The sequence below is a fragment of the Arthrobacter humicola genome, from assembly GCF_022803015.1.
Taxonomy (GTDB): Bacteria; Actinomycetota; Actinomycetes; order Actinomycetales; family Micrococcaceae; genus Arthrobacter; species Arthrobacter humicola_A.
Genome location: NZ_JAFKON010000001.1, coordinates 83,939 through 105,982 on the forward strand (window position 1 = coordinate 83,939; position 22,044 = coordinate 105,982).

17 protein-coding genes are annotated in these 22,044 nt (G+C 68.9%); 9 read left to right on the forward strand and 8 right to left on the reverse strand.

Annotated elements, in window-relative coordinates:
• Window positions 1-2 precede the first annotated feature (2 nt).
• Both ARTB_RS00325 and ARTB_RS00330 read right to left on the reverse strand, forming a co-directional pair.
• Entirely contained in the window at window positions 3-1,211 is a 1,209-nt protein-coding gene (locus ARTB_RS00325; protein WP_243177155.1) for an aminotransferase class I/II-fold pyridoxal phosphate-dependent enzyme, read from the reverse strand.
• Window positions 1,208-2,083, reverse strand: coding sequence for an SDR family NAD(P)-dependent oxidoreductase (locus tag ARTB_RS00330; RefSeq protein WP_308197198.1), 876 nt, complete (start codon window positions 2,081-2,083; stop codon window positions 1,208-1,210). Before ARTB_RS00330 ends, ARTB_RS00325 begins: the two co-directional genes overlap by 4 nt.
• A gap of 87 nt (window positions 2,084-2,170) precedes the next feature.
• On the opposite strand from ARTB_RS00330, the gene coaD reads away from it, so the two are divergent.
• The 5 genes from coaD (at window position 2,171) to mutM (ending at window position 5,335) form a co-directional block, all read left to right on the forward strand.
• Window positions 2,171-2,671, forward strand: coding sequence for a pantetheine-phosphate adenylyltransferase (gene coaD / locus ARTB_RS00335; RefSeq protein ID WP_028277957.1), 501 nt, complete (start codon window positions 2,171-2,173; stop codon window positions 2,669-2,671).
• Between the two features lie 174 nt (window positions 2,672-2,845).
• Entirely contained in the window at window positions 2,846-3,370 is a 525-nt protein-coding gene (locus tag ARTB_RS00340; RefSeq protein WP_079553424.1) for a YceD family protein, read from the forward strand.
• 36 nt (window positions 3,371-3,406) lie between these two features.
• Window positions 3,407-3,610: a 50S ribosomal protein L32 gene (rpmF, locus tag ARTB_RS00345; RefSeq protein ID WP_009356569.1), complete on the forward strand. Its 204-nt coding sequence runs from the start codon at window positions 3,407-3,409 to the stop codon at window positions 3,608-3,610.
• Window positions 3,611-3,631: 21 nt separating this feature from the next.
• Entirely contained in the window at window positions 3,632-4,354 is a 723-nt protein-coding gene (gene rnc / locus ARTB_RS00350) for a ribonuclease III (RefSeq protein ID WP_243177156.1), read from the forward strand.
• Between the two features lie 9 nt (window positions 4,355-4,363).
• Entirely contained in the window at window positions 4,364-5,335 is a 972-nt protein-coding gene (mutM, locus tag ARTB_RS00355; protein WP_243177157.1) for a bifunctional DNA-formamidopyrimidine glycosylase/DNA-(apurinic or apyrimidinic site) lyase, read from the forward strand.
• Here mutM and ARTB_RS00360 read toward each other — a convergent pair.
• From ARTB_RS00360 to ARTB_RS00370, 3 genes are read right to left on the reverse strand one after another with little or no spacing between them, the layout of a single operon-like run.
• A complete protein-coding gene (locus ARTB_RS00360; RefSeq protein ID WP_243177158.1) occupies window positions 5,271-6,308 on the reverse strand; it encodes an NAD-dependent epimerase/dehydratase family protein in 1,038 nt (345 codons plus the stop codon). The genes mutM and ARTB_RS00360 overlap by 65 nt on opposite strands.
• Complete coding sequence (locus ARTB_RS00365; RefSeq protein ID WP_243177159.1) at window positions 6,305-9,016, reverse strand: alpha/beta fold hydrolase; 2,712 nt, start codon at window positions 9,014-9,016, stop codon at window positions 6,305-6,307. Before ARTB_RS00365 ends, ARTB_RS00360 begins: the two co-directional genes overlap by 4 nt.
• Window positions 9,010-10,032 (reverse strand): 3-oxoacyl-ACP synthase III, encoded by a 1,023-nt coding sequence (locus tag ARTB_RS00370; protein WP_028277960.1) that lies wholly within the window; start codon window positions 10,030-10,032, stop codon window positions 9,010-9,012. Before ARTB_RS00370 ends, ARTB_RS00365 begins: the two co-directional genes overlap by 7 nt.
• Window positions 10,033-10,295: 263 nt before the next feature.
• Here ARTB_RS00370 and smc point away from each other — a divergent pair, with 263 nt between their 5' ends.
• Complete coding sequence (smc, locus tag ARTB_RS00375) at window positions 10,296-13,940, forward strand: chromosome segregation protein SMC (protein ID WP_243177160.1); 3,645 nt, start codon at window positions 10,296-10,298, stop codon at window positions 13,938-13,940.
• An 88-nt stretch (window positions 13,941-14,028) separates the two neighbouring features.
• Window positions 14,029-15,240 (forward strand): signal recognition particle-docking protein FtsY, encoded by a 1,212-nt coding sequence (ftsY, locus tag ARTB_RS00380; RefSeq protein ID WP_243177161.1) that lies wholly within the window; start codon window positions 14,029-14,031, stop codon window positions 15,238-15,240.
• Window positions 15,241-15,318: 78 nt separating this feature from the next.
• Here the strand turns inward: ftsY and ARTB_RS00385 are convergent, their stop codons facing one another.
• Together ARTB_RS00385 and ARTB_RS00390 are read right to left on the reverse strand one after the other, a co-directional pair.
• A complete protein-coding gene (locus ARTB_RS00385) occupies window positions 15,319-17,052 on the reverse strand; it encodes a hypothetical protein (protein WP_243177162.1) in 1,734 nt (577 codons plus the stop codon).
• A gap of 160 nt (window positions 17,053-17,212) precedes the next feature.
• The gene (locus tag ARTB_RS00390) at window positions 17,213-18,463 is read right to left on the reverse strand and encodes an MFS transporter (protein ID WP_243177163.1); all 1,251 of its coding nucleotides are present in this window, start codon (window positions 18,461-18,463) and stop codon (window positions 17,213-17,215) included.
• Window positions 18,464-18,714: 251 nt separating this feature from the next.
• Here ARTB_RS00390 and ARTB_RS00395 point away from each other — a divergent pair, with 251 nt between their 5' ends.
• Window positions 18,715-20,097, forward strand: coding sequence for an ammonium transporter (locus tag ARTB_RS00395; RefSeq protein WP_243177164.1), 1,383 nt, complete (start codon window positions 18,715-18,717; stop codon window positions 20,095-20,097).
• Window positions 20,094-20,432: a P-II family nitrogen regulator gene (locus ARTB_RS00400; protein WP_028276847.1), complete on the forward strand. Its 339-nt coding sequence runs from the start codon at window positions 20,094-20,096 to the stop codon at window positions 20,430-20,432. Before ARTB_RS00395 ends, ARTB_RS00400 begins: the two co-directional genes overlap by 4 nt.
• Before the next feature lie 176 nt (window positions 20,433-20,608).
• Here ARTB_RS00400 and ARTB_RS00405 read toward each other — a convergent pair whose 3' ends face one another.
• A complete protein-coding gene (locus ARTB_RS00405) occupies window positions 20,609-21,997 on the reverse strand; it encodes a glucose-6-phosphate dehydrogenase (RefSeq protein ID WP_243177165.1) in 1,389 nt (462 codons plus the stop codon).
• Between the last annotated feature and the right edge of the window lie 47 nt (window positions 21,998-22,044).

A 22,044-nucleotide genomic window follows, 5' to 3' on the forward strand; every position in this document is an offset into this window, starting at 1 on the left:
GTTCACAGCCTGTCGCGCAAGGTCGCCAGCCGCTCGGCGGCCTCCTCCAGCACGTGCAGCTGCTTGCAGAACGCGAAGCGGAGCAGGCTGCGGGTGCGTTCGGCGCCGTCGGCGTGGCAGAAGACGGGCACAGGGATCGCCGCGACGCCCACGAGGGCCGGCAGCCTGCGGGCCAGCTCCACGGAATCGGTGATCCCCAGCGGTGAGGTGTCCACGTTGACGAAGTAGGTCCCCTGCGGGGTCAGCACGTCGAGGCCGGCCGCGCGCAGTCCCTCGCTGAGGATGTCGCGCTTGTACCGGAGGGTGTCGGCGATGCCGGCGTAAAACTCGTCCGGAAGCCCCAGGCCCACCGCGATGGCGGCCTGGAAGGGCGTGCCGGAACTGTAGCTAAGGAACTGCTTGACCGTCCGGGCGGCGGCCACGAGCTCCTCCGGCCCGGAGAGCCAGCCGATCTTCCAGCCGGTGAAGGAGAACGTCTTGCCGGCCGAGGAAATAGTCAGCGTGCGCTCCGCCGCCCCGGGCAGCGTCGCGACCGGGATGTGCCGCACACCGAAGGTCAGGTGCTCGTACACTTCGTCGGTGACGATGACGGCGTCGTATTTCGCGGCCAGTTCGACGACGCGCTCGAGCACCTCGCGGGGAAACACCGCCCCGGTCGGGTTGTGCGGATTGTTGATCAGCACCACCTTGGTGCGGTTGCTGAACGCGGCCTCGAGTGCGGCCAGATCCGGCATGAAATCCGGGGCCAGGAGCGGGGCGGTGACGTGCGTGGCGCCGGAGAGCCCGATGATGGCGCCATAGGAGTCGTAGAACGGTTCGAAGGTGAGCACTTCATCTCCCGGACCTACCAGCGCGAGCAGGGCAGCGGCAATGGCCTCCGTGGCGCCGGTAGTGACGATAATTTCGGTCTGCGGATCCGCGGCCAGCCCGTAGAACCGCTGCTGGTGCACCGAGATCGCCTCCCGCAGCGGCAGGATGCCCTTGCCGGGCGCATACTGGTTGGCTCCGGCGGCGATCGCTGCCTGGGCGGCCTCCTTGATCTCCACGGGGCCGTCCTCGTCCGGGAAGCCCTGGCCAAGGTTGATGGCGCCCGTGCTCAGGGCCAGGGTGGTCATCTCCTCGAAGATCGTCACGCCCAGAGAGCCATCGGGGGAGAGCAGGTTGGCGCCGGTTGCGGCGCGCTGCCACGGCAGCGGCATGCGGGGGCTCATCGGGTGCCCGCTTTCTCGTCCCGGCCGGTGAAGCTGTCCATGGTGGTGTAGATCCCAAAGACCTTTCCGCCCACGAAGTCCCACGCCCGCACCGGCAGGATGCCCTTGAGTACTTTCCCCAGCATGGCCATGGCGGGGGCGATCAGCTGCGGCCGCCCGGCGGCCGTAGCACGCCATGCCCTGTCCACGGCATCCTCCGGTGTCATGAGCGGGGTCAGCAGGGGACCCCGGGCTCCCTCGAACATGCCGGTGGAAATGTAGCTGGGGCAGAAGGTGGTGACTTTCAGGTGGCCGTAGCCCTGCTGCTCAAGCTCGAGCCGGAGCGAGTCGCTCCAGCCGATGACGGCCCATTTTGAGGCCGCGTAAACGCTCATCCGCGGATTCGAGACCGTGCCGGCGGCGGAGGCAACGTTGAGGATCCGGCGCGGGCGGCCGGCGCCGGCCAGCATGTCCGGCAGGAACTCCAGGGTAACGTACATGGGGGCGAGGGCGTTGATGTCCATGGTCAGGGCGATGTCACGGTCCGGGGCGTGGTCCCAGAAGTACGCGCCGCGGACAATCCCGGCGTTATTGACCAGCAGCGCCAGCGGTCCCTCAGCCCTGGCCTCCCGGGCGGCGTCGGCAATCGCGGCGCGATCCGCCAGGTCCACCGTGCGGGGGACGGCGCGGGCGCCCAAAGCGGCGACTTCAACGGCGGTGCCGGCCAGGGCATCGGCGTCGACGTCCCAGAGGATCACTACCTCGGCGCCTTCCCGGGCGGCGCGGAGGGCGTAGAGCCGGCCCATGCCGCTGGCGGCACCGGTGACCAGGACCACGCCGCCGTCCACGGTGAAAGGCGGCGCAGTGACGGGCCGCACAGTGACAGGCCGCACAGTGAAAGGAGAAGTCGCGCGATTGTTCGATGCTGACATTCAGTCATGTTATCCCGGGCTGCGGCGCGGATACGGTAGGTTCGGAGCATGAGACGCGCTGTTTGCCCTGGCTCTTTTGACCCCATCCACAACGGACACCTGGAAGTCATTGCGCGTGCCGCGGGCCTCTTCGACGAGGTGATCGTGGCCGTGTCCACGAACTATTCCAAGAAGTACCGCTTCAGCCTGGAGGAGCGGATCGACATGGCCAGGGAAACGTTCGCGTCCTTGCGCGGGATCGTGGTTGAACCCGTGGGGGAGGGTCTCCTGGCCGAGTACTGCCGGCAGCGCGGTGTGTCGGCGATCGTCAAGGGCCTGCGTTCGTCCTCGGACTTCGACTACGAGCTGCCGATGGCCACGATGAACCGGCAGCTGACCGGCGTCGAGACGGTGTTCCTGCCGGCGGAAGGCCACTACCTGCACCTGTCCTCCACCCTCATCAAAGAGGTCTTCGCCCTCGGCGGGGACGTCTCGGACTTTGTTCCCCGCTCTGTGCTGAAACGGCTGGCCCCGGGCGAGCCGGTCCCGAACCGGGCGCGCAAAGTGTAAGCTTGACCGGTACTCGGCGGTCTGCTGCCGGTTGCGTGGCCCGAATCCGAGGCCGCTTGTGGTGTGAACCGCCGGCGTGCCCCCGGTTTGAGTCCGTCCGGAAGTTCAGGCTAAGATAGTACGTCGGTCATATGTTCAACAGGAGTTCTCATTAAACGAGATGCTAGTTCGCCCTTGGCGTTCGACGTCAAGGACCTCGGACGCAGTCCGGGAAGCATGCGGACGCTGACGGAACATGTACCCGCGCCAAGTGATCTTGGCGTGGCGCTCATTGGCGTGCAGGAAGGCTCGGATGTCGAGCTGGACCTGCGGCTTGAGGCCGTACACGAAGGAATTCTGGTATCAGGAACCGCGCACGTTGAAGTTACTGGCGAATGCGGCCGATGCCTGGATCCCCTTGCGTATGACCAAGAGGTTGATGTGCAAGAACTTTTCTTCTACGAGGATGCTGTGTTCTCCGACGAAGAAGACGAAGAAGAGCAACGTCGAGTCGAGCACGATCTGATCGATCTTGAGCCGGTGTTGCGGGACGCAGTTGTCACCATACTGCCGTTCCAGCCGGTGTGCCGGGAAGACTGCCAGGGCCTTTGCTCCGAATGTGGAGTGCGCCTGGAAGACGAGCCGGGGCATCACCACGAGGTCGTAGATCCTCGCTGGGCCGCCCTGGCTGACTTGGCTAAGCCTGACCGGCAAAACTGATTTGTAAGTGTTTTTCTAGAGAGAAATGAGTTAGCCGTGGCTGTCCCGAAGCGGAAAATGTCTCGCTCGAATACCCGCGCCCGCCGCTCCCAGTGGAAGGCAACTGCCCCCCACCTGGTGAAGACTGTCGAGAACGGCCAGGTCACGTACAGCCTGCCGCACCAGGCAAAGGTCGTTACCGACTCGGCTGGCACTGCGCTGTTCCTTGAGTACAAGGGCCGCAAGGTCGCAGACGTCTAATCCGCCAACAGGCTGAAAAAGATGTCTTCAACTGAAGAGCTTCTGAAGCGTCTCGGTGTCACTATTGACGCCGGGACGCTTCGTCTTGCGCTCACACACCGTTCCTACGCCTACGAAAACGGCGGCATCCCCACCAACGAACGGCTCGAGTTCCTGGGCGACTCCATCCTGGGGTTCTCCGTAACGGACGCGCTGTACCGTGACAACCCCACGCTGCCCGAAGGCGACCTGGCCAAGCGCCGCTCCGCCGTCGTCAGCACCCGGGCGCTGGCCGGCATCGGCCGCAGCATCGGGCTGGGGGAGTTCATCTACCTTGGACAGGGCGAAAAGCTCACCGAAGGCAAGAACAAGGCCTCCATCCTGGCGGACACCATGGAGGCGCTGATCGGCGCCACCTACCTCTCCAACGACATCGAGACGGCCCGGCAGCTGGTCATGCGGCTGGTCGGCCCGCTGTTGAAGGACGCCGCCGCCCTCGGCGCGGGCACCGACTGGAAGACTTCCATCCAGGAGCTCGCCGCCAGCCGGCAGCTTGGGACCATCAACTACGCGGTCGACGGCTCCGGGCCGGACCACGCCCGGACGTTCGAAGCCGTGCTGCGGATCGGCGGCACGGACTACGGCACCGGCACCGGCAACTCCAAGAAAGAGGCCGAACAGGAAGCCGCCGCCGACGCCTGGCGCCGGCTGACCGCCCCGGCCGCGCCGGATCCGCAGCAGCTGCAGTCCCAGACCGGCAGCTAGGCAGCGGCATTGCCTGAACTGCCCGAGGTCGAGGTGGTCCGGCGCGGCCTGGTGAGCTGGGTGCGCGGCCGGACCATCACCTCCGTCGAGGTCCTGGACCCGCGCTCCCTGCGCCGGCACGCCCTGGGACCGGAAGACTTTGCCGGCAACCTTGAAGGCGCACGGGTCCTGGACGTGGTCCGCCGCGGCAAATTCCTGTGGATGCCGCTGGCGGACACGCCCGCCCCGCCCGGAAACGGTACCCCGGCCGGCGGGCCGGGCACCGCCGTCGCGCTCATGGCCCATCTGGGCATGTCCGGCCAGCTGCTCATGCAGGACCCCGGCGTTCCGGATGAAAAACACCTGAAGGTCAGGCTGCGGCTCAGCCCAGCCGACGGCATGCCCGGACAGCTCCGGTTCGTGGACCAGCGCATCTTCGGCGGCCTGTTCCTGACCACGCTGATCCCCACCGACGACGGCGGCCCTGGCGGCCTCGCCGAAACGCCGCTGCCGCTCATCGCCGAGGAAGCCGCGCACATTGCCCGTGACCCGATGGATCCCCGGTTCTCCTTCGAGACCTTCTACCGGCGCCTGCGGGCCCGCAAAACCGGGCTCAAGCGGGCGCTGCTGGACCAGGGCCTGGTGTCCGGGATCGGCAACATCTACGCGGACGAGGCCCTCTGGACGGCGCGGCTGCACTACGCCCGGCCCACCGACACCCTGCGCCGCCCCGATGCGCTGCGGGTCCTCGACGCCGCCCGTGCGGTCATGACAGATGCCCTGGCCGCCGGCGGCACGAGCTTCGATTCGCTCTACGTCAACGTCAACGGAGCCTCCGGGTACTTCGACCGTTCCCTGAACGCCTACGGCCGGGAGGGGCTCGAGTGCAAACGCTGCGCCGCCGCCGGCCGGGTCAGCCGGCTCTTGCGGGAACAGTTCATGAACCGGTCCTCGTACACCTGCCCCGTCTGCCAGCCCCGGCCGCGGAACGGGCGCTGGTAGGGGGAATCCGGGCGTAGTGCCCGGCCAGCCTCGCCAGGCCCTCGTCAAGCGAAACGGCGGGGGACCAGTTGAGGAGTTCACGGGTCTCGCGCTGGTCGAACCAGTGGGCGGTGGAAAGCTGCTCAGCGAGGAATCTGGTCATCGGCGGCTCCCCGGACCGGCCCGACCGGGACCACACCTTCTCCACCACCGATCCCGCAGCCCGCGCGAGGCTGCCCGGCACCGTCCACGACGGCGCAGGGACGCCGCCCGCGGCGCAAATGCCCGCCAGCAGCTCACCGACCGGGCGGGGTTCGCCGTTGCTGACCACGAGCGCCCGGCCGCGGATGTACTCCATCCGGTCAAGCGCGGCGACGATGGCCGAAGCGGCGTTGTCCACGTAGGTCGTGTCGATCAGGGCCGCACCGGCGTCGAGCAGCGGCAGGCGGCCGCGGCTGGCACGTTCCAGCACCCGTTCCACCAGCTGCGTGTCACCCGGGCCCCAGACGATGTGCGGGCGCACCGCCGTGACCCGGAAACCCGGCGAGTCCGCGGCCAGCGCCAGCAGTTCGGCCTCGGCCTTCGTGCGGGAGTAGTCACCGTGCGCGCGGACCGGGTCCGCCGCCTCGGCGCCCAGCCCGGCGATGGCGGCCCCGGAATTGGCCACGGACGGGGAGGAGACAAACACCAGCTCCCGCACACCGGCCTCGCGGGCGGCCCGGAGCAGGCGGCGCGTGCCTTCGACATTGACCTCGTCGAACTCCGCGGCGCGGCCGGTAAAGGAGACCTTCGCGGCCAGGTGGATGACGCCCTCGGCGCCGGAGACGGCGCGGCGCACGGCGGCCTCGTCAGTAACGGACCCTTGGAGGTCCGTGGCGCCGTCGACGCCGGAGGGGCGGCGCTGGAACGTGCTGACGGCGTGGCCCTGCCGCACCAGCAGCCGCGCGACTTCCCCGCCGAGCAGTCCGCTGGCGCCGGTGACGAGGACCCTCACGGCGTGCCCGGACGGCCGCCGGCCAGCACCGCCGAAGCCCACCGGGCCAGTCGGCTCCTGTCGATCTTGGCGTTGTGGCGGATGTCGGTCGGCTGGGAGGGGACAGCGAGCACGGCGGAGACGCTGACCCCTGCCGCGCGGGCGGCGTCCCGTACGCGGCCCGCCAGCTGAGGGGCGGCCAGACCGGCCCGGCGGACCGGCGGAACGGTTTCGACGACGGCGACGACAGCCTGGGTCCCGGACGGACCGACCCCGACGACGGCTGCCATCCCGACGTCGTCCAGGCGTTCGATGGCCTGCTCGGCGCCCACCGGAGTCACCACCGCGCCCGGAGCCGTCACGACGTGCACGAGGCGTCCTTCCACCCAGAGCCGGCCGGCGGCGTCGAGGTGCCCCACATCGCCGGTGCGGTGCCATCCGGCCGTGCGGACGCTCTCGCGCTGGGTCAGCCAGAGCCGGTCGTAGGCTTCTTTCACGTGCGGGGCCCTGATGAGGATCTCCCCGCTCACTCCGGCCTCCCTGACGGGCTCGTTCCCGGGTGCGGTGCCGTCCGCGGCCAGCGGGATGATGGCCACGCGGGCGCCCTGTACCGGCCGGCCCACGCACACGCCGTTGCCGGCGCCTGCCATGGTTCCGGCGGCGGCGTCGGCCGCGGCGGCACGGATCTGTTCGAGGCTGATGTCCGTGACGGGCAGCGCCTCGGTCATCCCGTACGGGGTGTGCAGCGAGGCCCGCGGCAGCAGCCGCTGCACCTCTGCGAGAAGGGCTTCAGGGACCGGCGCGCCGGCGGAGAGCAGCAGCTCCACGCGCCCCAGGGCCTCGTGTCCGGCCCGGCTCAGGCCGGCCCGGGTGGCCAGGACGTTGCGCAGCGCCGCGGGGGAGGCGAAGACCACCGTGGCGTCGATGGCTGCTGCGGCGTGCGCCAGCGCGCTGGCCGTCAGGGTGCGGGGGGCGGTGACGTCCATGGCGGGCGTTACCGAAACGGCTCCGAGCGCCGGTCCCAGCAGGGCGAACGGCGCGAAGCCCGCCACCAGGCGTGCGCCCGGGCGGATCTCCAGCGTCGCGGCCACGGCATCGCGCATCGCCGCCAGCCGCCCGTGCGTGTAGACCACGCCCTTGGCGGGCCCCGTGGAACCGGAGGTGAACAGCACCGCGGCGGGGGCGTCCGGGTCCGGAACCGGGGCCGTGCCCGGGCGAGGGAGTCCGGGGCTGAGGCCGGCTCCGCGGCGGGCAAGAGCAGCCAGGGAGGTCTCGACGGCGAGGAGCCCGCGGCGCCGGGCCGGCAGGTCCCGCACACTGATGCGCCGTCCCGGCCAGCCAAGTACCGCGGCGGCCGCCAGGGCCTTGTCGATTCCGATGAGGAAGTCGGGGGTGGCGCCCTTCACCGCACGGCTCAGGCCGCGGGTACCCAGGCCGGCGTCGGCCACGATGACCACCGCGCCGAGCCGCAGGCAGGCGTAGAGGACCACGGTCAGGTCCACGCCCGGGGGAACCATCAGGCTCACCCGGGTGCCGTTCCCTACACCGGCGTCCTGCAGGCCCGCAGCGAGGGCGGCGATGTTCTGTTCGAGCTCCTGCCAGCTGAGCGAGCGGGCGACGCTGCCGTCCGTGGCCATTTCCGCGACGGCGGTATCCCCGGCCGCTGGTCCCGCCGCCAGCTCGGCGAGGGGCGCCCACAGGGGCGGGACCCCGGCGCCGGGCTTCAGGGGCCCTGTCCCGAATTCCAGCATCGAGTCGTCGGCCGGGCCGTCGGCCAGTTCGTTGGCCGGCCCGCTGTCCGGGCCGCACCCGGCCAGCCACTCGAAGACGGGCGCGGCGATGTCCCTGTCTTCCGCGACCAGGTGGCCGGCACCCTCGAAGCGGTGAACTTTCGCGTCCGGCAGCCGGCCGATGAGGTCCTTGAGGTACCGGTCGGAAAAGATCGGATCGCGCGGGCCCCAGAGCATCAGGGCCGGAACCCTCAGCCCGCGCACCCCTTCCGCGACGCGGCTGAGCGTCGGAAAGCTGGGGTGGGACGCGTCGGCGGGAATGTCCGCGACAAAGTTCCCCACGCCGGCGCGGCGGCCGGCGCCGCGGTAGGGGGCCATGAAGGCGCCACGGACATCGGCGGCGAGCGGTGGGTGGGCCAGGGCATGCGTCACGCGCAGGAAGGTGTCCGTCCCCGTCGTTCCCCAGCGGTGCACGGCAGGGTGCAAGGCAAGCCGCAGTGCAGGCGGGATGCGGGCGCCGGAGGGCTGGTGCACGGCTGTGTTGGTCAGCACGACGCCAGCGAGCTGCTGCGGATGGGCCACGGCCCAGCCCAGGCTGATCACGCCGCCCCAGTCGTGGCCGACGGTGACGACCGGGCCGTCCAGGCCGAGCGACGCGGTGAGGTCGCCCAGGTCGTTGATCCGGTCCTCCAGGCGCCGGAACGTGCCGGTGCGCTCGGAGAAGCCCATGTCCAGCTGGTCCACGGCCACCACGCGCCACGGATGTGCGGGGTCGGATCCGGCGGCCAGCAGGGTCCGCCACAGGTAGGACCACGTCGGGTTGCCATGCACGCACAGCAGGGTGCCGGCAGGTGTCAGGCCGCGGCGCGCGAGCTGGGCACCGTTGTCCAGCAGGTGCCAGCGGCGCACGGTGCCGGGCTGATCCGCGGCGGAGGTGGAAGCCACATCGATTTCGCGCGACCACTCGGGGTCGACGCCGGGCCAGTCGGCGGCTACCAAACGATTTCCACCATGGCGGTGTTCAGGCCGGAACCGACGCCCATGCACAGCACGCGATCCCCGGCCGCGAGAGTCTGCGCTTCGGCCGCGAGGGTCATGGGGAGGGAGGCCGGGCCCACATTGCCCCAGTGCGGGAACGTGATCGGCACCTTGTCCGGGTCCAGGTCAATGGCGTTGATGATGGCCTGGGTATAGGCATTGCTCACCTGGTGCGTGACATACCGGTCCATCGAGGCCCAGTCCCACTCCGGCTGGGCCTCGTGCCAGGCATCGACCACGAGCTGCAGGCCGCCGTCGAGCAGGCCTTTGGTGTCGGTGGCCATGCCGTCAATGCTGCCCACGCACAGTTCATGGTGCTCGGTGCCGGCACGCATCACGCCGCCGAGGACCCGGTGAGCCCCGGGGTGCTCGTCCGCCGGGCCCAGGACGGCCGCAGCCGCTCCGGAGCCGAGCGTCAGTGTGGCGAACTCGCGGTTGAAGTCCTCGCGGGTCGTCTCGGGCCGCTGCAGCCGGGCCAGGGTGGCCTCCTGCGTTGCCTGGGCGTCTTCACCGTTGACGATCATCGCGTACTTGATCTGGCCGGAGTCGATCATGTTGGCCGCCAGGGTCATGCCGTTGACGAATCCAAGGCAGGCGTTGGCCAGATCAAAGTTCATGGCCGACGAAGGCAGGCGCAGTCCGTGATGGATCTTTACCGCGACGGACGGTTCGAGGTTGCGCCGCGTCACGGAGGTGTTGATCAGCAGGCCAATCTCGGACGCTTCGATGCCGGACTCGGCCAGGGCCTTTGCACCCGCCTCGATGGCTGCGTCGTCGAACGATGTCCCGGGGGCCCACCAGCGCCGGTGCGTGATGCCCGCGACCCGTTCGAGCAGTTTCGGGGGGACCCTCAGCCGCCGCAGGGTCGAAGCCAGCCTGCGGTCGAAATCCATGGAACTGACGATCGTCGGAGCTTCGACGCTGCTTACCGAAAGTAGAGCGGTGTTGCTGTGCCGGAATGTTGCATTGCCTACCAATTCAAGCCCCTGTTCATGTCCGTCCTGCGCTCCGGCGGTGGCCGCTCACAAGCCCGAGAGCTTAACTATGCCCCGTGCAGGTCAATTCCCGCATATGCGGCCTCCGCCATCTGCGGCGGCTTCGCGCTGGTTCTGCGCGGAATGACCGCAGATGCGCAGTAGATTGTATGTATCCGGGGCCGCCCCGAACCCCCCCGCGTCCGTCCGAATCATGCTTTCGTCGGACAGCGGGCCAGTCCGCCGACCAGGAGAACCGAAGCGCCTTGCACCTGAAAAGTCTGACCGTCCGGGGATTCAAGTCGTTCGCCTCGGCGACGACCTTTGAATTCGAACCGGGCGTCACCGCCGTGGTGGGCCCCAACGGCTCGGGCAAATCCAACGTGGTGGACGCGCTGGCCTGGGTCATGGGCGAACAGGGAGCCAAGACCCTCCGCGGCGGCAAGATGGAAGACGTGATCTTTGCCGGCACCTCGGGCCGGCCGCCCCTGGGCCGGGCGCACGTCTCACTGACCATCGATAACAGCGACGGCGCCCTCCCGATCGAATACAGCGAGGTCACGATCTCGCGCACGCTGTTCCGGACCGGCGGCTCGGAATACGCCATCAACGGCGCGGGATGCCGGCTGCTCGATATCCAGGAGCTGCTCTCCGACTCGGGGCTGGGCCGCGAGATGCACGTGATTGTCGGCCAGGGCCAGCTGGACAAGGTCCTGCACGCCACCCCCGAGGACCGGCGCGGCTTCATCGAGGAGGCCGCCGGCATCCTCAAACACCGCCGCCGCAAGGAAAAGACGGTCCGCAAACTCGAAGCCATGCAGGCCAACCTGTCCCGGCTCAGCGACCTCACCGGCGAAATCCGGCGGCAGCTGACCCCGCTGGGCAAACAGGCCGAGGTGGCCCGGCGCGCCCAGAGCGTCCAGTTCGAGGTCCGTGACGCCCGCTCACGGCTCCTGGCCGACGACCTCGTTGCGCTGCAGTCCGCGCTGGCGCAGGACGTGGCGGATGAATCGGCGCTCAAGGCACGCCGCGCCGTCGTCGAACGCGACCTCGAGGCGGGGCGGCAGCGCCAGGCCGTCCTCGAAGGGCTCGCAGCCGAGGCCACGCCCGCGCTGAACGCCGCGCGGGAGAACTGGTATTCGCTCTCCACCGGTCGCGAACGGCTCCGTTCCCTCGGCTCGCTCGCCGAGGAACGCCGCCGCCTGCTCGGCGCCGCGGATGTGGTTCCGGACACCGGCCGGGACCCGGACCAGCTGGAGCAGCAGGCCGCCCGCGTCCGCGACGAGCAGGCCGGGCTGGAACGGCAGATCCTGGACCGCACCGAGGCCCTGGACGCCGCGACAGCCGCCAAACACGACGCCGAACAGGCCGCCGCCGCCGAGGACAAGCGGCTCGCGGCCCTGCTCCGGGCCGCCGCGGACCGACGTGAAGGCCTGGCCAAGCTCGCCGGGCAGGTCGGCGCGGCACGGTCCCGCGTCGAGTCTGCCCAGTCCGAGCTCGGCCGTCTCCGCGAATCGCAAAAGGCCGGCGAGGAGCGCCGACGGCAGGCGCACAGCGAGTTCACAGCCCTGGAAGCGCAGGTCGCAGGGGTCGAAGACGGCGAGGAATCGCTCGACGCCGATTACGAGGCCGCGAGCGAGGCCCTCGAAACCATCATCGCCGAAATTGACGCCCTGAAGGCGGCCGAGCGCGAAGGCGAGCGGGAACGCGGCGCCCTTATGGCCCGCCGCGATGCCCTCCAGCTGGGCCTGAACCGCAAAGACGGCTCCGGGCATGTGCTCGGCGCGGCAGCCGGGGACCTGGCCGACGGGGTCCTGGGATCGCTGGCATCCATGATCACCGTGGATCCCGGATTCGAGGCCGCCGTCGCCGCCGCACTCGGCAGCGCGTCCGACGCCGTGGTGGTCCGGGACCAGCAGGCGGCCGCCGCTGCCGTGCGGCTGCTGCGCGCGGACGACGCCGGCCGTGCCGCGCTGCTGCTGGCCGGCCCCCCGGCCGGGTCCCCGCCGCCGGTGGCCGATGCGCTTTCGGCCGATGCATTAGCCGGCGGCAGCACGCTTCCCGCGGGCGCGCGCTGGGCTGTGGATCTTGTGGATCTTGTGTCGGCTGCGGCACCGGACGCCGCCGGCCTGCCGCTGCCCGCCCTGCTGGCCGGCATCGCCGTCGTCGAGGACCTGGATGCCGCGGCGCAGCTGATCGCCGCGCGTCCCGAGCTGACCGCCGTGACCCGGACCGGGGACGTCTTCACGGCGCTGACCGTGACCGGCGGGTCCGCGTCGGCGCCGTCGCTGCTGGAAGTCCAGGCCGCCGTCGACGACGCCGCGTCGAAGCTGGCTGCCGTCACCGCCGCGCTCGAACGCAACCGCTTCGCCCTCTCCACCGCCCGGACCCGGCGCGCTGAAGCCCAGGACCATGCCGACGCGGCCCTCGCGAAACTCCACGATTCCGACGCGAAACTCGCGGCCGTCGCCGAACGCCTGGGCCACCTGAACGCGGTGCTGCGCAGCGCCGTCGCCGAAAGTGAGCGGCTGGCCGCCTCCCTGGCCAGGGCTGAGGCCCAGATTGTCAGCGAACAAGGTGCATTGGACGCGGTGGCGGCCCGGCTCGCCGCGGCCTCAGAGGCCCCCGCGGAGCAGGAACCTTCCCCGGAGCACCGGGATGCCCTGGCCCTGGCCGCCTCGCTGGCCCGCACGGCCGAGATGGAGGCCAGGCTCGCCCTGCGCAGCACCGAGGAACAGCTCACGGCCACCCGCAACCGGGCGGCGTCGCTGGAACGGGCCGCCGCCACCGAACGCCGCGCCCGCGAGGAAGCCGCCGAACGGGCCAGCCGGCGCCGGCTCCAGGCCCGGCGCGCCGCCGCCGTCGCCGTCGCCGTGCAGCAGGTCATCGGATTCATCGACGTGTCCGTGGAGCTGGCCCGCCGCGAGCGGGACAGCGCCGAGGAACGCAAGGACGCCATGGACCTTGAACTGGCCGGGGTCCGCAGCGGCAACGACGCGCTGGCCCGAGAACTGGCCGAACTCACCGACTCCGTGCACCGCGACGAGCTCGCCCGCACGCAGCAGCGGCTGCGGATCGAGGCGCTGGAACTGAAGAGTGTGGAGGAGCTCGGGCTGACTGCCGGGCAGCTCGTGGCCGACTACGGACCGGACCTTCCCGTCCCGGTCCCTGCCGGCGACTCGGCGGACAAATGGGCCGCACTGCGCGCCCCGGTGGACGAGGACGGACGCGAGATTTCCGAAGGCAAGCCCTTCGTCCGTGCGGAACAGGAAAAACGGCTCAAACGCGCCGAACGCGACCTCGCGGCCCTGGGGAAGGTAAACCCGCTGGCGCTCGAGGAGTTCGCCGCGCTTGAGGAGCGCCACCAGTTCCTCAGCAGCCAGCTCGAAGACCTGAAGTCCAGCCGCAAAGACCTGCTGGACATCATCAAGGAAGTCGACGACCGCGTCCAGAAGGTCTTCGCCGAGGCGTTCGAGGACACCTCCCGGCAGTTTGTCCGCGTCTTCGCCCGGCTGTTCCCCGGCGGCGAGGGCCGGCTGGTCCTGACCGACCCCACCGACATGCTCACCACCGGCATCGAGGTCGAAGCCCGCCCGGCCGGCAAGAAAATCAAGCGGCTCTCGCTGCTTTCCGGCGGCGAACGCTCCCTGACGGCCGTGGCGCTGCTGGTGGCCATCTTCAAGGCACGGCCCTCTCCCTTCTACGTCATGGACGAGGTCGAGGCCGCGCTTGATGACACCAACCTGGGCCGGCTCATCACCATCTTCGAAGAACTCCGCGAATCCAGCCAGCTGATTGTCGTCACGCACCAGAAACGCACCATGGAAGTCGCCGACGCCCTCTATGGCGTCACAATGCGCGGCGACGGCGTCTCCACGGTGATCAGCCAGCGGCTCAGTGCGGAGATCTAGGCAAACGTCCAGGTCCCGGCACGACTGCGTCCGCGCGCAACAAAAGCGCTGGCCACGGCCCATTTGGGGTTTGTGAGAAGCTAGGGGAGTGAACGATATCCTCCCCATCATTCTGCCCATTTTCGCTGTCCTGGTGGTCCTCGGTGTGCTGATCCCGGTGCTCATGAAGACCCGGAAGAGCGCCAAGACCTACACCGGCCCGCGTGACGCAAACGACCCCGTGCAGGCCCCGGGAGCCGGAACCCTTGTGGAGGACCGTCCCGCGCAGGCGCCGGCACCGGCACGGACCTCGCCGGACGGCGTCGAACTCGAAGAACCAACCCTCGAAGTTCCGGACGACGCAGCCGGGCTGGAAACCGTCCCGGTGGAAACCCCGCTGCCGGTGGCCGGGCGGCTGATGCGGCTGCGTGAGCGGCTGGTCAAGTCCAACAACATCCTGGGCAAGGGGCTCCTGGCCCTGCTCTCGGCAGACAAGATCGATGAAGACGTCTGGGATGAGGTCGAGGAAACCCTGCTGCTGGCCGATCTCGGCACCGAACCGACCATGCAGCTCGTGGACTCGCTCCGCGAACGCGTCAAGGTGATGGGCACGCGGGACCCTGAGCACGTCAAGGCCCTGCTCCGGGAGGAACTCATCAAGCTCGTGGATCCGACCATGGACCGGAGCCTGAACGTCGAGCGCCACGGCGACAAGCCCGCCGTCATGATGGTTGTCGGCGTCAACGGCGTTGGCAAGACCACCACCGTAGGCAAGCTTGCCCGCGTGCTCGTGGCCGAGGACAAGGACGTGCTGCTGGGCGCGGCGGACACCTTCCGCGCCGCCGCCGCCGAGCAGCTGGCCACGTGGGGCCAGCGCGTCGGCGTGCCCACCGTGAAGTCGGACATCGACGGCGCGGACCCGGCCTCGGTGGCCTACGAGGCCGTCAAGGCCGGCATCGACCAGGAAGTCGACGTCGTCATGATCGACACCGCGGGGCGCCTGCAGAACAAGGTGGGCCTCATGGACGAGCTCAGCAAGGTCAAGCGGGTCATCGAAAAGCTGGCCGAGGTGGACGAGGTGCTGCTGGTCCTGGACGCCACCACCGGCCAGAACGGACTCAACCAGGCCCGGGTGTTCTCCGAGGTCGTGAACATCACCGGGATCGTCCTGACCAAGCTGGACGGCACCGCCAAGGGCGGGATCGTCGTCGCCATCCAGAAATCCCTTGGGGTCCCGGTGAAGCTGATCGGCCTGGGCGAAGGCGCCGACGACCTCGCGCCGTTCGAGGCCGAAGGCTTCGTGGACGCGCTGCTGAACTAGCGCGCACCGCAACAAAAAGAGTGCCCCGGTCCTGTCTGGTCAGTTCAGACAGGACCGGGGCACTCTTTGTTCGAGTGGCTAGTACTTGAAGTTCAGGACCGTTACTGTGCCGGCTGTCAGCTTGAACTGCTGCGTCTGGGACTTGAACGCGAAGCCGGGCACCGTGGCGCGCTTGGCGAGGGGTGTGGGCTCGGTCTTGGCGCCATCGATGACGGTCTCGTCCTCGGCTGCGTAGCTGGGTCCGCTGAGCTGGGTCATGGTCCCGGTGACAGGCTTGCCCGGAAGGTTCAAGGTTACTAAAGTCTGCGCGGCCTTTTCGGGGTCGTTTTCGTTGACGATCACCACGCTGGTGCTGCCGTCCGCGTTCTGCAGCGCATAGCTGAACGCCGGGCCGCCGCCGGAGCTGTTCACTTTCATGAACTTGCCGGCCTCGAGCTCGGCCACCATGGAGATGCCGAAGAAGTTGGCACGGCCGGACATCTGGCCATTGCCGAACGGGTAGGCCCCGGCGCTGCAGATGGCGGACAGGGGCGGGCCGCCCTTGCAGGTCAGCAGCGAGCTGTGGAAGCCGATTCGGGTGATGCCCAGCTGGGCGGCGGTGAGGGCATAGTCTGCCGCCCACAGCGCAGATGCGTGAGTACGGGAGGTCTCATTGGAACCCGGGCACGCCGAGATCCCGGTTTCCGGAATCCAGGTTTCCAGGCCGGCGGCCTGACCCACCGCGAGGGCCGCCTTCTGGTAGTTGACGCCACGGTCGTGCATCGTTCGGCTCATCGCGTTTGCCAAGGTAGGCGAGTCCTGGGGCAAGCTGCCGTCACAGTTGGAGAGCGGGTAGTGGTGGAACGTCAGGATCTTCTTCTGCGGGAGGTCCGCGTCGACGAACGGCTGCCACCACTTCTGGTCGTAGGCGCCCGGGCCGGAGATGGGCACGTTCGGCGCCACTGCATAGATCGCGTTGGCGTAGTCCTTCAATTCCCGAATGTACTGATCCAGGCTGTAGCCGCTGCCGGACTTCACATCGTTGAACACGAAGCCGTTGGGCTCATTGCCCACAGTGATGCTCAGCAGCCGGTCGCCGAGGATCGCCGAGGCGTTCTTGGCCATGTCCGCAGCCCGCGCCGGGTTGTAGTGGCCCAGATCCACTGTGAGGCTGACCCTGGCGTCGCCTGCCTCCAGCAGGGTCTTGAGCCGGACCAGGTCTGCCGGGCCCACGGCCTTGACCGGGTGCGTCTTGTCACCCTTGTAGTCGGCGGGGACAGCCTCGCCGCTGGAGGTCCAGAAGAAACGCCGGTCCACGGCGTTGCCGCCGAAACGCAGGACCGGCTGGTCGATCTCCTTGAGCAGCTTGACCATCGACGCGTTGTCGCTGCTGAGGTCGGGATCGGCCAGATCCGTGGCCTCCAGGGAAATTCCCGCCATGCCCTTGTTCAGGGAAGTGCCCACGAGGTCGCTGGAGACATCGACCTTGAGGGGCTCAACCTTTTCCAGCGGCGACCCGGCCGGCGGACCCGGCTGTGCGTAATAGGTGACGGGCGGTCCCACCTCGGCCGGGGCGGGTGCCGGGGCTGACTGGGCGGCGGGGGAAGAAGCGGCCGGCGGTGCCGGGGTCGGGTTTCCGAGGGCGAGGGGAACCAGTACTGCTGCGGCGACGGCGACAATTCCTGCGCCGGCGATCAGCCCTGCGCGCTTCCTGTTGCCCGCGCTCTTTCCTGCGTTGGCTCCTGTGTTGGCTCCCGCGTCGGCTCCCGCGTCGGCGGGTTGGGCGGCGTCGGGGCTTTCGGCTTTCCCGGGGGAAGAGTCGAATTTGGCCATGGGGGATTACCTCCGGAAGTTTGTAGCACGTGCCCCCAGCTTAGCCAAGGGCGGCGGCCGACGCTGACCGGAAGGTCCCGGACAGCGTCCCGTGCACGGTCCCGTCCAATTTCCCGGAGGGGGCACGTGCCCGGCGGACCGGTGGCGGCAACGCCGCAGGTCAGGCGCGATCCGGGGCCGGCCGGCGGAACGTTTCGCGGGCCGGCAACCACACGGCGGCGGCGGCCAACAGGATGCCGCCAGTGACCCCAAAGGCCCATCCGTAGCCCAGCCGGTCCGCCAGCAGCCCGGCCACCACCGGTCCGACAATCGCGCCGCTGTCCGAGGCCATCTGGAAGACGGCCAGGACGCGGCCGCCCGAGCGCTCGTTGCCGATCACATCGGCGATGGCAGCCTGCTGGGCCGGTCCCAGCAGCCCGGAGCCGATCCCGGCGCAAGCGGAGGCGAGCAGGAACCAGGGCAGCTGGTGCGTGAACCCGATGGCCGCCGTGGCGGTGCCGGTGACCAGCAGCCCGGCCAGCAGGAGCGGCTTGCGGCCCAGGCTGTCCGCGAGCCGGCCCGAAAACGTCAGCGCCACCGCGTTGCCGCCGGCAAACACCGCCAGGGCCCAGCCGGCCGATTCCGGACCGGCGCCGAGCGCCACGACGGCGAAGAGCGGCACTGTGGCCATCCGCACCCCGAAGGTGGCCCAGCCGTTGGCAAAGCTCGAAAACAGGCCGGCCCGGTAGGCGCTGTCCCGCAGCGCGTCCCGCAGTTCCATCGCCGGGGCCGTGGCGCCGGGCTGCCGCGAGGCGGCGGGGACATGGCTGAGCTGGGTTTGCACCACGACGGCGGCCAGCACCAGGGCCGCCGCGTAGGCCAGGAACGGCACCCGCAAGCCGAAGCCGGCCAGCATCCCGCCGACGATGGGGCCGCAGACGTTGCCGATCAGGAAGGCGGAGGCATAGGCCCCGGAGACCCGGCCGCGGCTTTCCGGCGGCGCGAGCCGGACCACGAGCGCCATGGACGCCACCGTGAACATCACCGAACCAGCCCCGCCGAGGCCGCGGAAGACCAGCAACTGCCAGTAATTCTGGGCGAAAGCGCAGGCCGCCGTGGACGCCGCGACGATCAGCAGCCCGGCCACATAGACCGGCCGTTCGCCCAGCTTCACGATCAGGGCGCCGCCGGCCGGTGCAAAGACGAGCCGCATGAAAGCGAAGATGCTCACGATCACCGCCGCCGCGGTCGCCCCGACGTCGAACGTGGTGGCGAACTGGGGCAGAACCGGTGCCACGAGGCCGAAGCCGATCGCAATCAGGAAGGCCGCCACCAGCATCACCTTGATGTCCCGGGGCAGCCGGGAACGGCCCGCAGCCCGGGAAGGGACCTTGGCTGCGGCGTCGCCGGCGGGGCGGGAGGTCTTGCTCATAATGCGTTCGTCCTTGGGAAGATGCGGTGCCGGCTGGCGGCGGGTTCAACAAGTGCGGGAATAATCCGCTGAAACATAACCGTAACAAGTGTGAGATGCACCATTTACGTCCGGGAGGTTCTTGTAACAACCCGGCAATGTAAATCCTCCGCCAGCGAAACACTGCCCCGCGAAACTCTTTCTAGAACGCAAATAAATGCGTTGGGACCGGCGGACTACTCCGCACCTAATAGCAAGAGAGGACGTAGACCATGGAACTCACCGCAGGTCTCGTTTGGCTCCTGGTCGCCGCGGCACTCGTGCTGTTCATGACCCCGGGCCTGGCATTCTTCTACGGCGGCATGACCCGCGCCAAGTCGGCTTTGAACATGATGATGATGAGCTTCGTCGCCATTGGAACCGTCGGCATCATGTGGATCCTGTGGGGCGCTTCGATGGCTACGACCAACGAAGACAACTTCTACCAGATCTTCGCCAACCCGTTCAGCCACTTCGGCCTGCACAACTTCACCGAACCGGCCGACCTGCTCAAGGTCGGCTACGCGGCCACCTTCGCGATCATTACGGTGGCCCTGATTTCCGGTGCGGTCGCCGACCGCGCCAAGTTCTCCGCATGGGTGGTCTTCACCCCCATCTGGGCGACCCTGGTTTACGCGCCGATGGCCTTCATGGTCTGGGGCGGCGGACTCTTCTCCGCGAATGGCTGGTTCGGCCAGACGTTCGCGCCGGTCATCGACTTCGCCGGCGGCACCGTGGTCCACATCAACGCCGGCGTCGCGGGCCTCATCCTGGTCCTGATCATCGGTAACCGCAAGGGCTTCGGCAAGGACCCGAACCACCGCCCGCACAACATTCCGTTCGTCATGCTCGGTGCCGCAATCCTGTGGTTCGGCTGGTTCGGCTTCAACGCCGGTGCCGCCGCGACGGTGGAGCAGGCCGGCCTGATCTGGATCAACACCCTGGCCGCCCCGGCCGCCGCCATGCTCGGCTGGCTTGCCGTGGAGCGCTTCCGCGACGGTCACCCGACCTCCCTCGGTGCCGCCTCCGGCGTGGTCGCCGGCCTGGTCGCCATCACTCCGGCCTGCGCCAACGTCTCCCCGCTGGGTGCGATCGCCCTCGGCGTCGTGGCCGGTGTGGCCTCGGCGCTCGCCGTCGGCCTGAAGTTCAAGTTCGGCTACGACGACTCGCTCGACGTCGTCGGCGTCCACCTCGTCTCCGGTGTTGTCGGCACGGTCGCAATCGGCTTCCTTGCCACCCCGACCCAGGGCGCCGCAGGCCTGTTCTACGGCGGCGGCACCACGCAGCTGGTCGCCCAGACCCTCGCGGCAATGATGGCCATCGTCTTCACCGCCGTGATGACCTTCATCATTGCCTTCCCGATCCACAAGCTCATGGGCTTCCGGGTTTCCCAGGAACAGGAAGTTGTCGGTGTGGACCTGAGCCTGCACGCAGAGACCGCCTACGAGTTCGGCGTCGGCGGGCACGGCGGCAGCTTCCAGCCGCTGCACGAACTGATCACGGGCAAGCCGATGGGCGGCGAGCCGCAGGAGGAAGGCACAGCCGCCGAAGTGCCGGTGGACGCCGCGTCCAACGGCAAGCAGAACGCAACGGGCAAGGAAAGTGTGGGGGCATGAAACTGATCACGGCAATCGTCCGACCGGAAAAGCTTGAGGCTATTCGCGAAGGCCTGGAAGCCTACGGTGTGCAGGGCCTCACGGTCAGCGCAGCCAGCGGCTACGGCCGGCAGCGCGGCTACACCGAGGTGTACCGCGGGGCCGAGTACAACGTGGACCTGCTGCCAAAGATCCGGGTGGAAGTCCTGGCCACCGACGAACAGGCGGACGACATCCTGGATGTCATCATCGCCAGTTCCAACACCGGCCGGGCCGGCGACGGCAAAGTCTGGACGATGGATGTGTTCGAAGCTGTCAGGGTCCGTACCGGAGAGCGTGGTTCGGCAGCGATCTAGTTGCTCCCCGCTCCATGCCGCTAGAGCCAACAGACACAGCGGCGTTGACACGGCACTGACACAGCGGGCGGATACCTGAGAAGGTGTCCGGCCCGCTGTGTCGTTGCTGCCTGGTCGTTGCTGCTTGGTCGGCACCGGCGCACCGCCGGATCCGCGCGGGCCCTGCCGGTACGAATCTAGGCTGGCCAGCCCTCCGGCCCCGGGGTCCCGGCCGGATATTCCTCCAGCGGGACATGTCCGGCGGTCCAGGATTTCAGCACCGGCGCCAGGATGCGCCAGCAGTCCTCGGCCGTATCCGCCCGCACCGAGAGCAGCGGATCCCCGGTCAGCACGCCCTCGAGCACTTCACCGTAGGGGAGGAGTTCGGAGGCGCTCAGTTCGGCCTGCAGCGTGGCCCGGTCCAGGCTCAGGACATTGCCCGGTCCGTTCACGTCGACGTCGAACTGCAGCGTGTCCGGGCCAAAGCCGATCCGCAGCTGGTTGGGGGCGTCCACACCGGTGAACCCCTTCGGAAGGTGCGGCACCGGCCGGAAGGTCACCACGGCCTCCTTGCGTTTCTGGCCCAGCGCCTTGCCCGAGCGCAGGATGAACGGCACGCCCTGCCAGCGCCAGTTGTCGATCTCCACCTGCACCTCGGCGAGGGTTTCAGTACCCCTGGACGCGTCCACGCCCTCCTCCTTGGCGTAGTCCGGAATGTCCCGGCCGTTGATCGAACCCGCCGTGTACCGGGCCCGGCGGGTGCTTTGCCGGTAGGGGGCCTTGATGCTGCTGGCCCGCAGCACGGTGGCCACGGCATCGCGGAGATCGCGTTCGTCCACGGATGCCGGCGGCTCGATTGCCATGAGGGCCATGATCTGAAGCAGGTGGCTTTGGATCATGTCACGGAGCGCCCCGGCGCCGTCGTAGTAGCGGGCGCGGCCTTCGAGGGCGAGGTCCTCGTCGAAGATGATCTCGATTTTTTCGATGTTCTGCCGGTTCCACACCGGCTCCAGGAACGTGTTCGCGAAGCGCAGGCCAAGGATGTTCAGGACCGTTGCCTTGCCGAGGAAGTGGTCCACGCGGTGGATGTGGTCCTCCGGGACCAGCGCCGCCAGCGTCTTGTTCAGGTGGCGCGCCGACTGCTCGTCGGAGCCGAACGGCTTCTCCATGACCAGCCGGGTGCCGGCGGGCACATCCTCCGGCGCCAGGGCCTCGCACGCGAGCTGGCTGACCCGCGGCGGCAGGGCGAAGTAGACCGCCACGGGCCCCTCCAGTTGCGCCAGGAGCCCGGCGAGCTGGCCCTTGGCCGTGACATCGAGCTGGTGGTAGGTGCTCTCCTTGCGGATCCGCTTGAGCTCCCGCTTGCCGTGGGCGTCGGCCTTGGAGTCCTCGTCCGCGAACGACTCCTCGATCCGGCCAAGCCACTGCTCCGGCGTCCACGGGTCCGATCCCGCTCCCGCCAGGGTGAGGCCGTCGGCGCGGCCCCGGGACACCAGGCGGGCAAGCCCCGGTAACAGGAGCCTTCCGGTGAGATCGCCGGAAGCGCCCAGGATGAGCAGGGTTTTTACAGTTGTTTGGCTGGTCACCTACGCCAGCATGCCATCTTGAAGGCGCATCTTGGTACCCTAGATAG

Excerpts from the sequence above, each read along its gene's own strand:
- rnc (WP_243177156.1), top strand. The coding sequence starts at position 3,632 with ATGTCTTCAACTGAAGAGCTTCTGAAGCGTCTCGGTGTCACTATTGAC.
- coaD (WP_028277957.1), top strand. The coding sequence starts at position 2,171 with ATGAGACGCGCTGTTTGCCCTGGCTCTTTTGACCCCATCCACAACGGA.
- ARTB_RS00400 (WP_028276847.1), top strand. The coding sequence starts at position 20,094 with ATGAAACTGATCACGGCAATCGTCCGACCGGAAAAGCTTGAGGCTATT.
- ARTB_RS00390 (WP_243177163.1), bottom strand. The coding sequence starts at position 18,463 with ATGAGCAAGACCTCCCGCCCCGCCGGCGACGCCGCAGCCAAGGTCCCT.
- ARTB_RS00385 (WP_243177162.1), bottom strand. The coding sequence starts at position 17,052 with ATGGCCAAATTCGACTCTTCCCCCGGGAAAGCCGAAAGCCCCGACGCC.
- ARTB_RS00325 (WP_243177155.1), bottom strand. The coding sequence starts at position 1,211 with ATGAGCCCCCGCATGCCGCTGCCGTGGCAGCGCGCCGCAACCGGCGCC.
- ARTB_RS00395 (WP_243177164.1), top strand. The coding sequence starts at position 18,715 with ATGGAACTCACCGCAGGTCTCGTTTGGCTCCTGGTCGCCGCGGCACTC.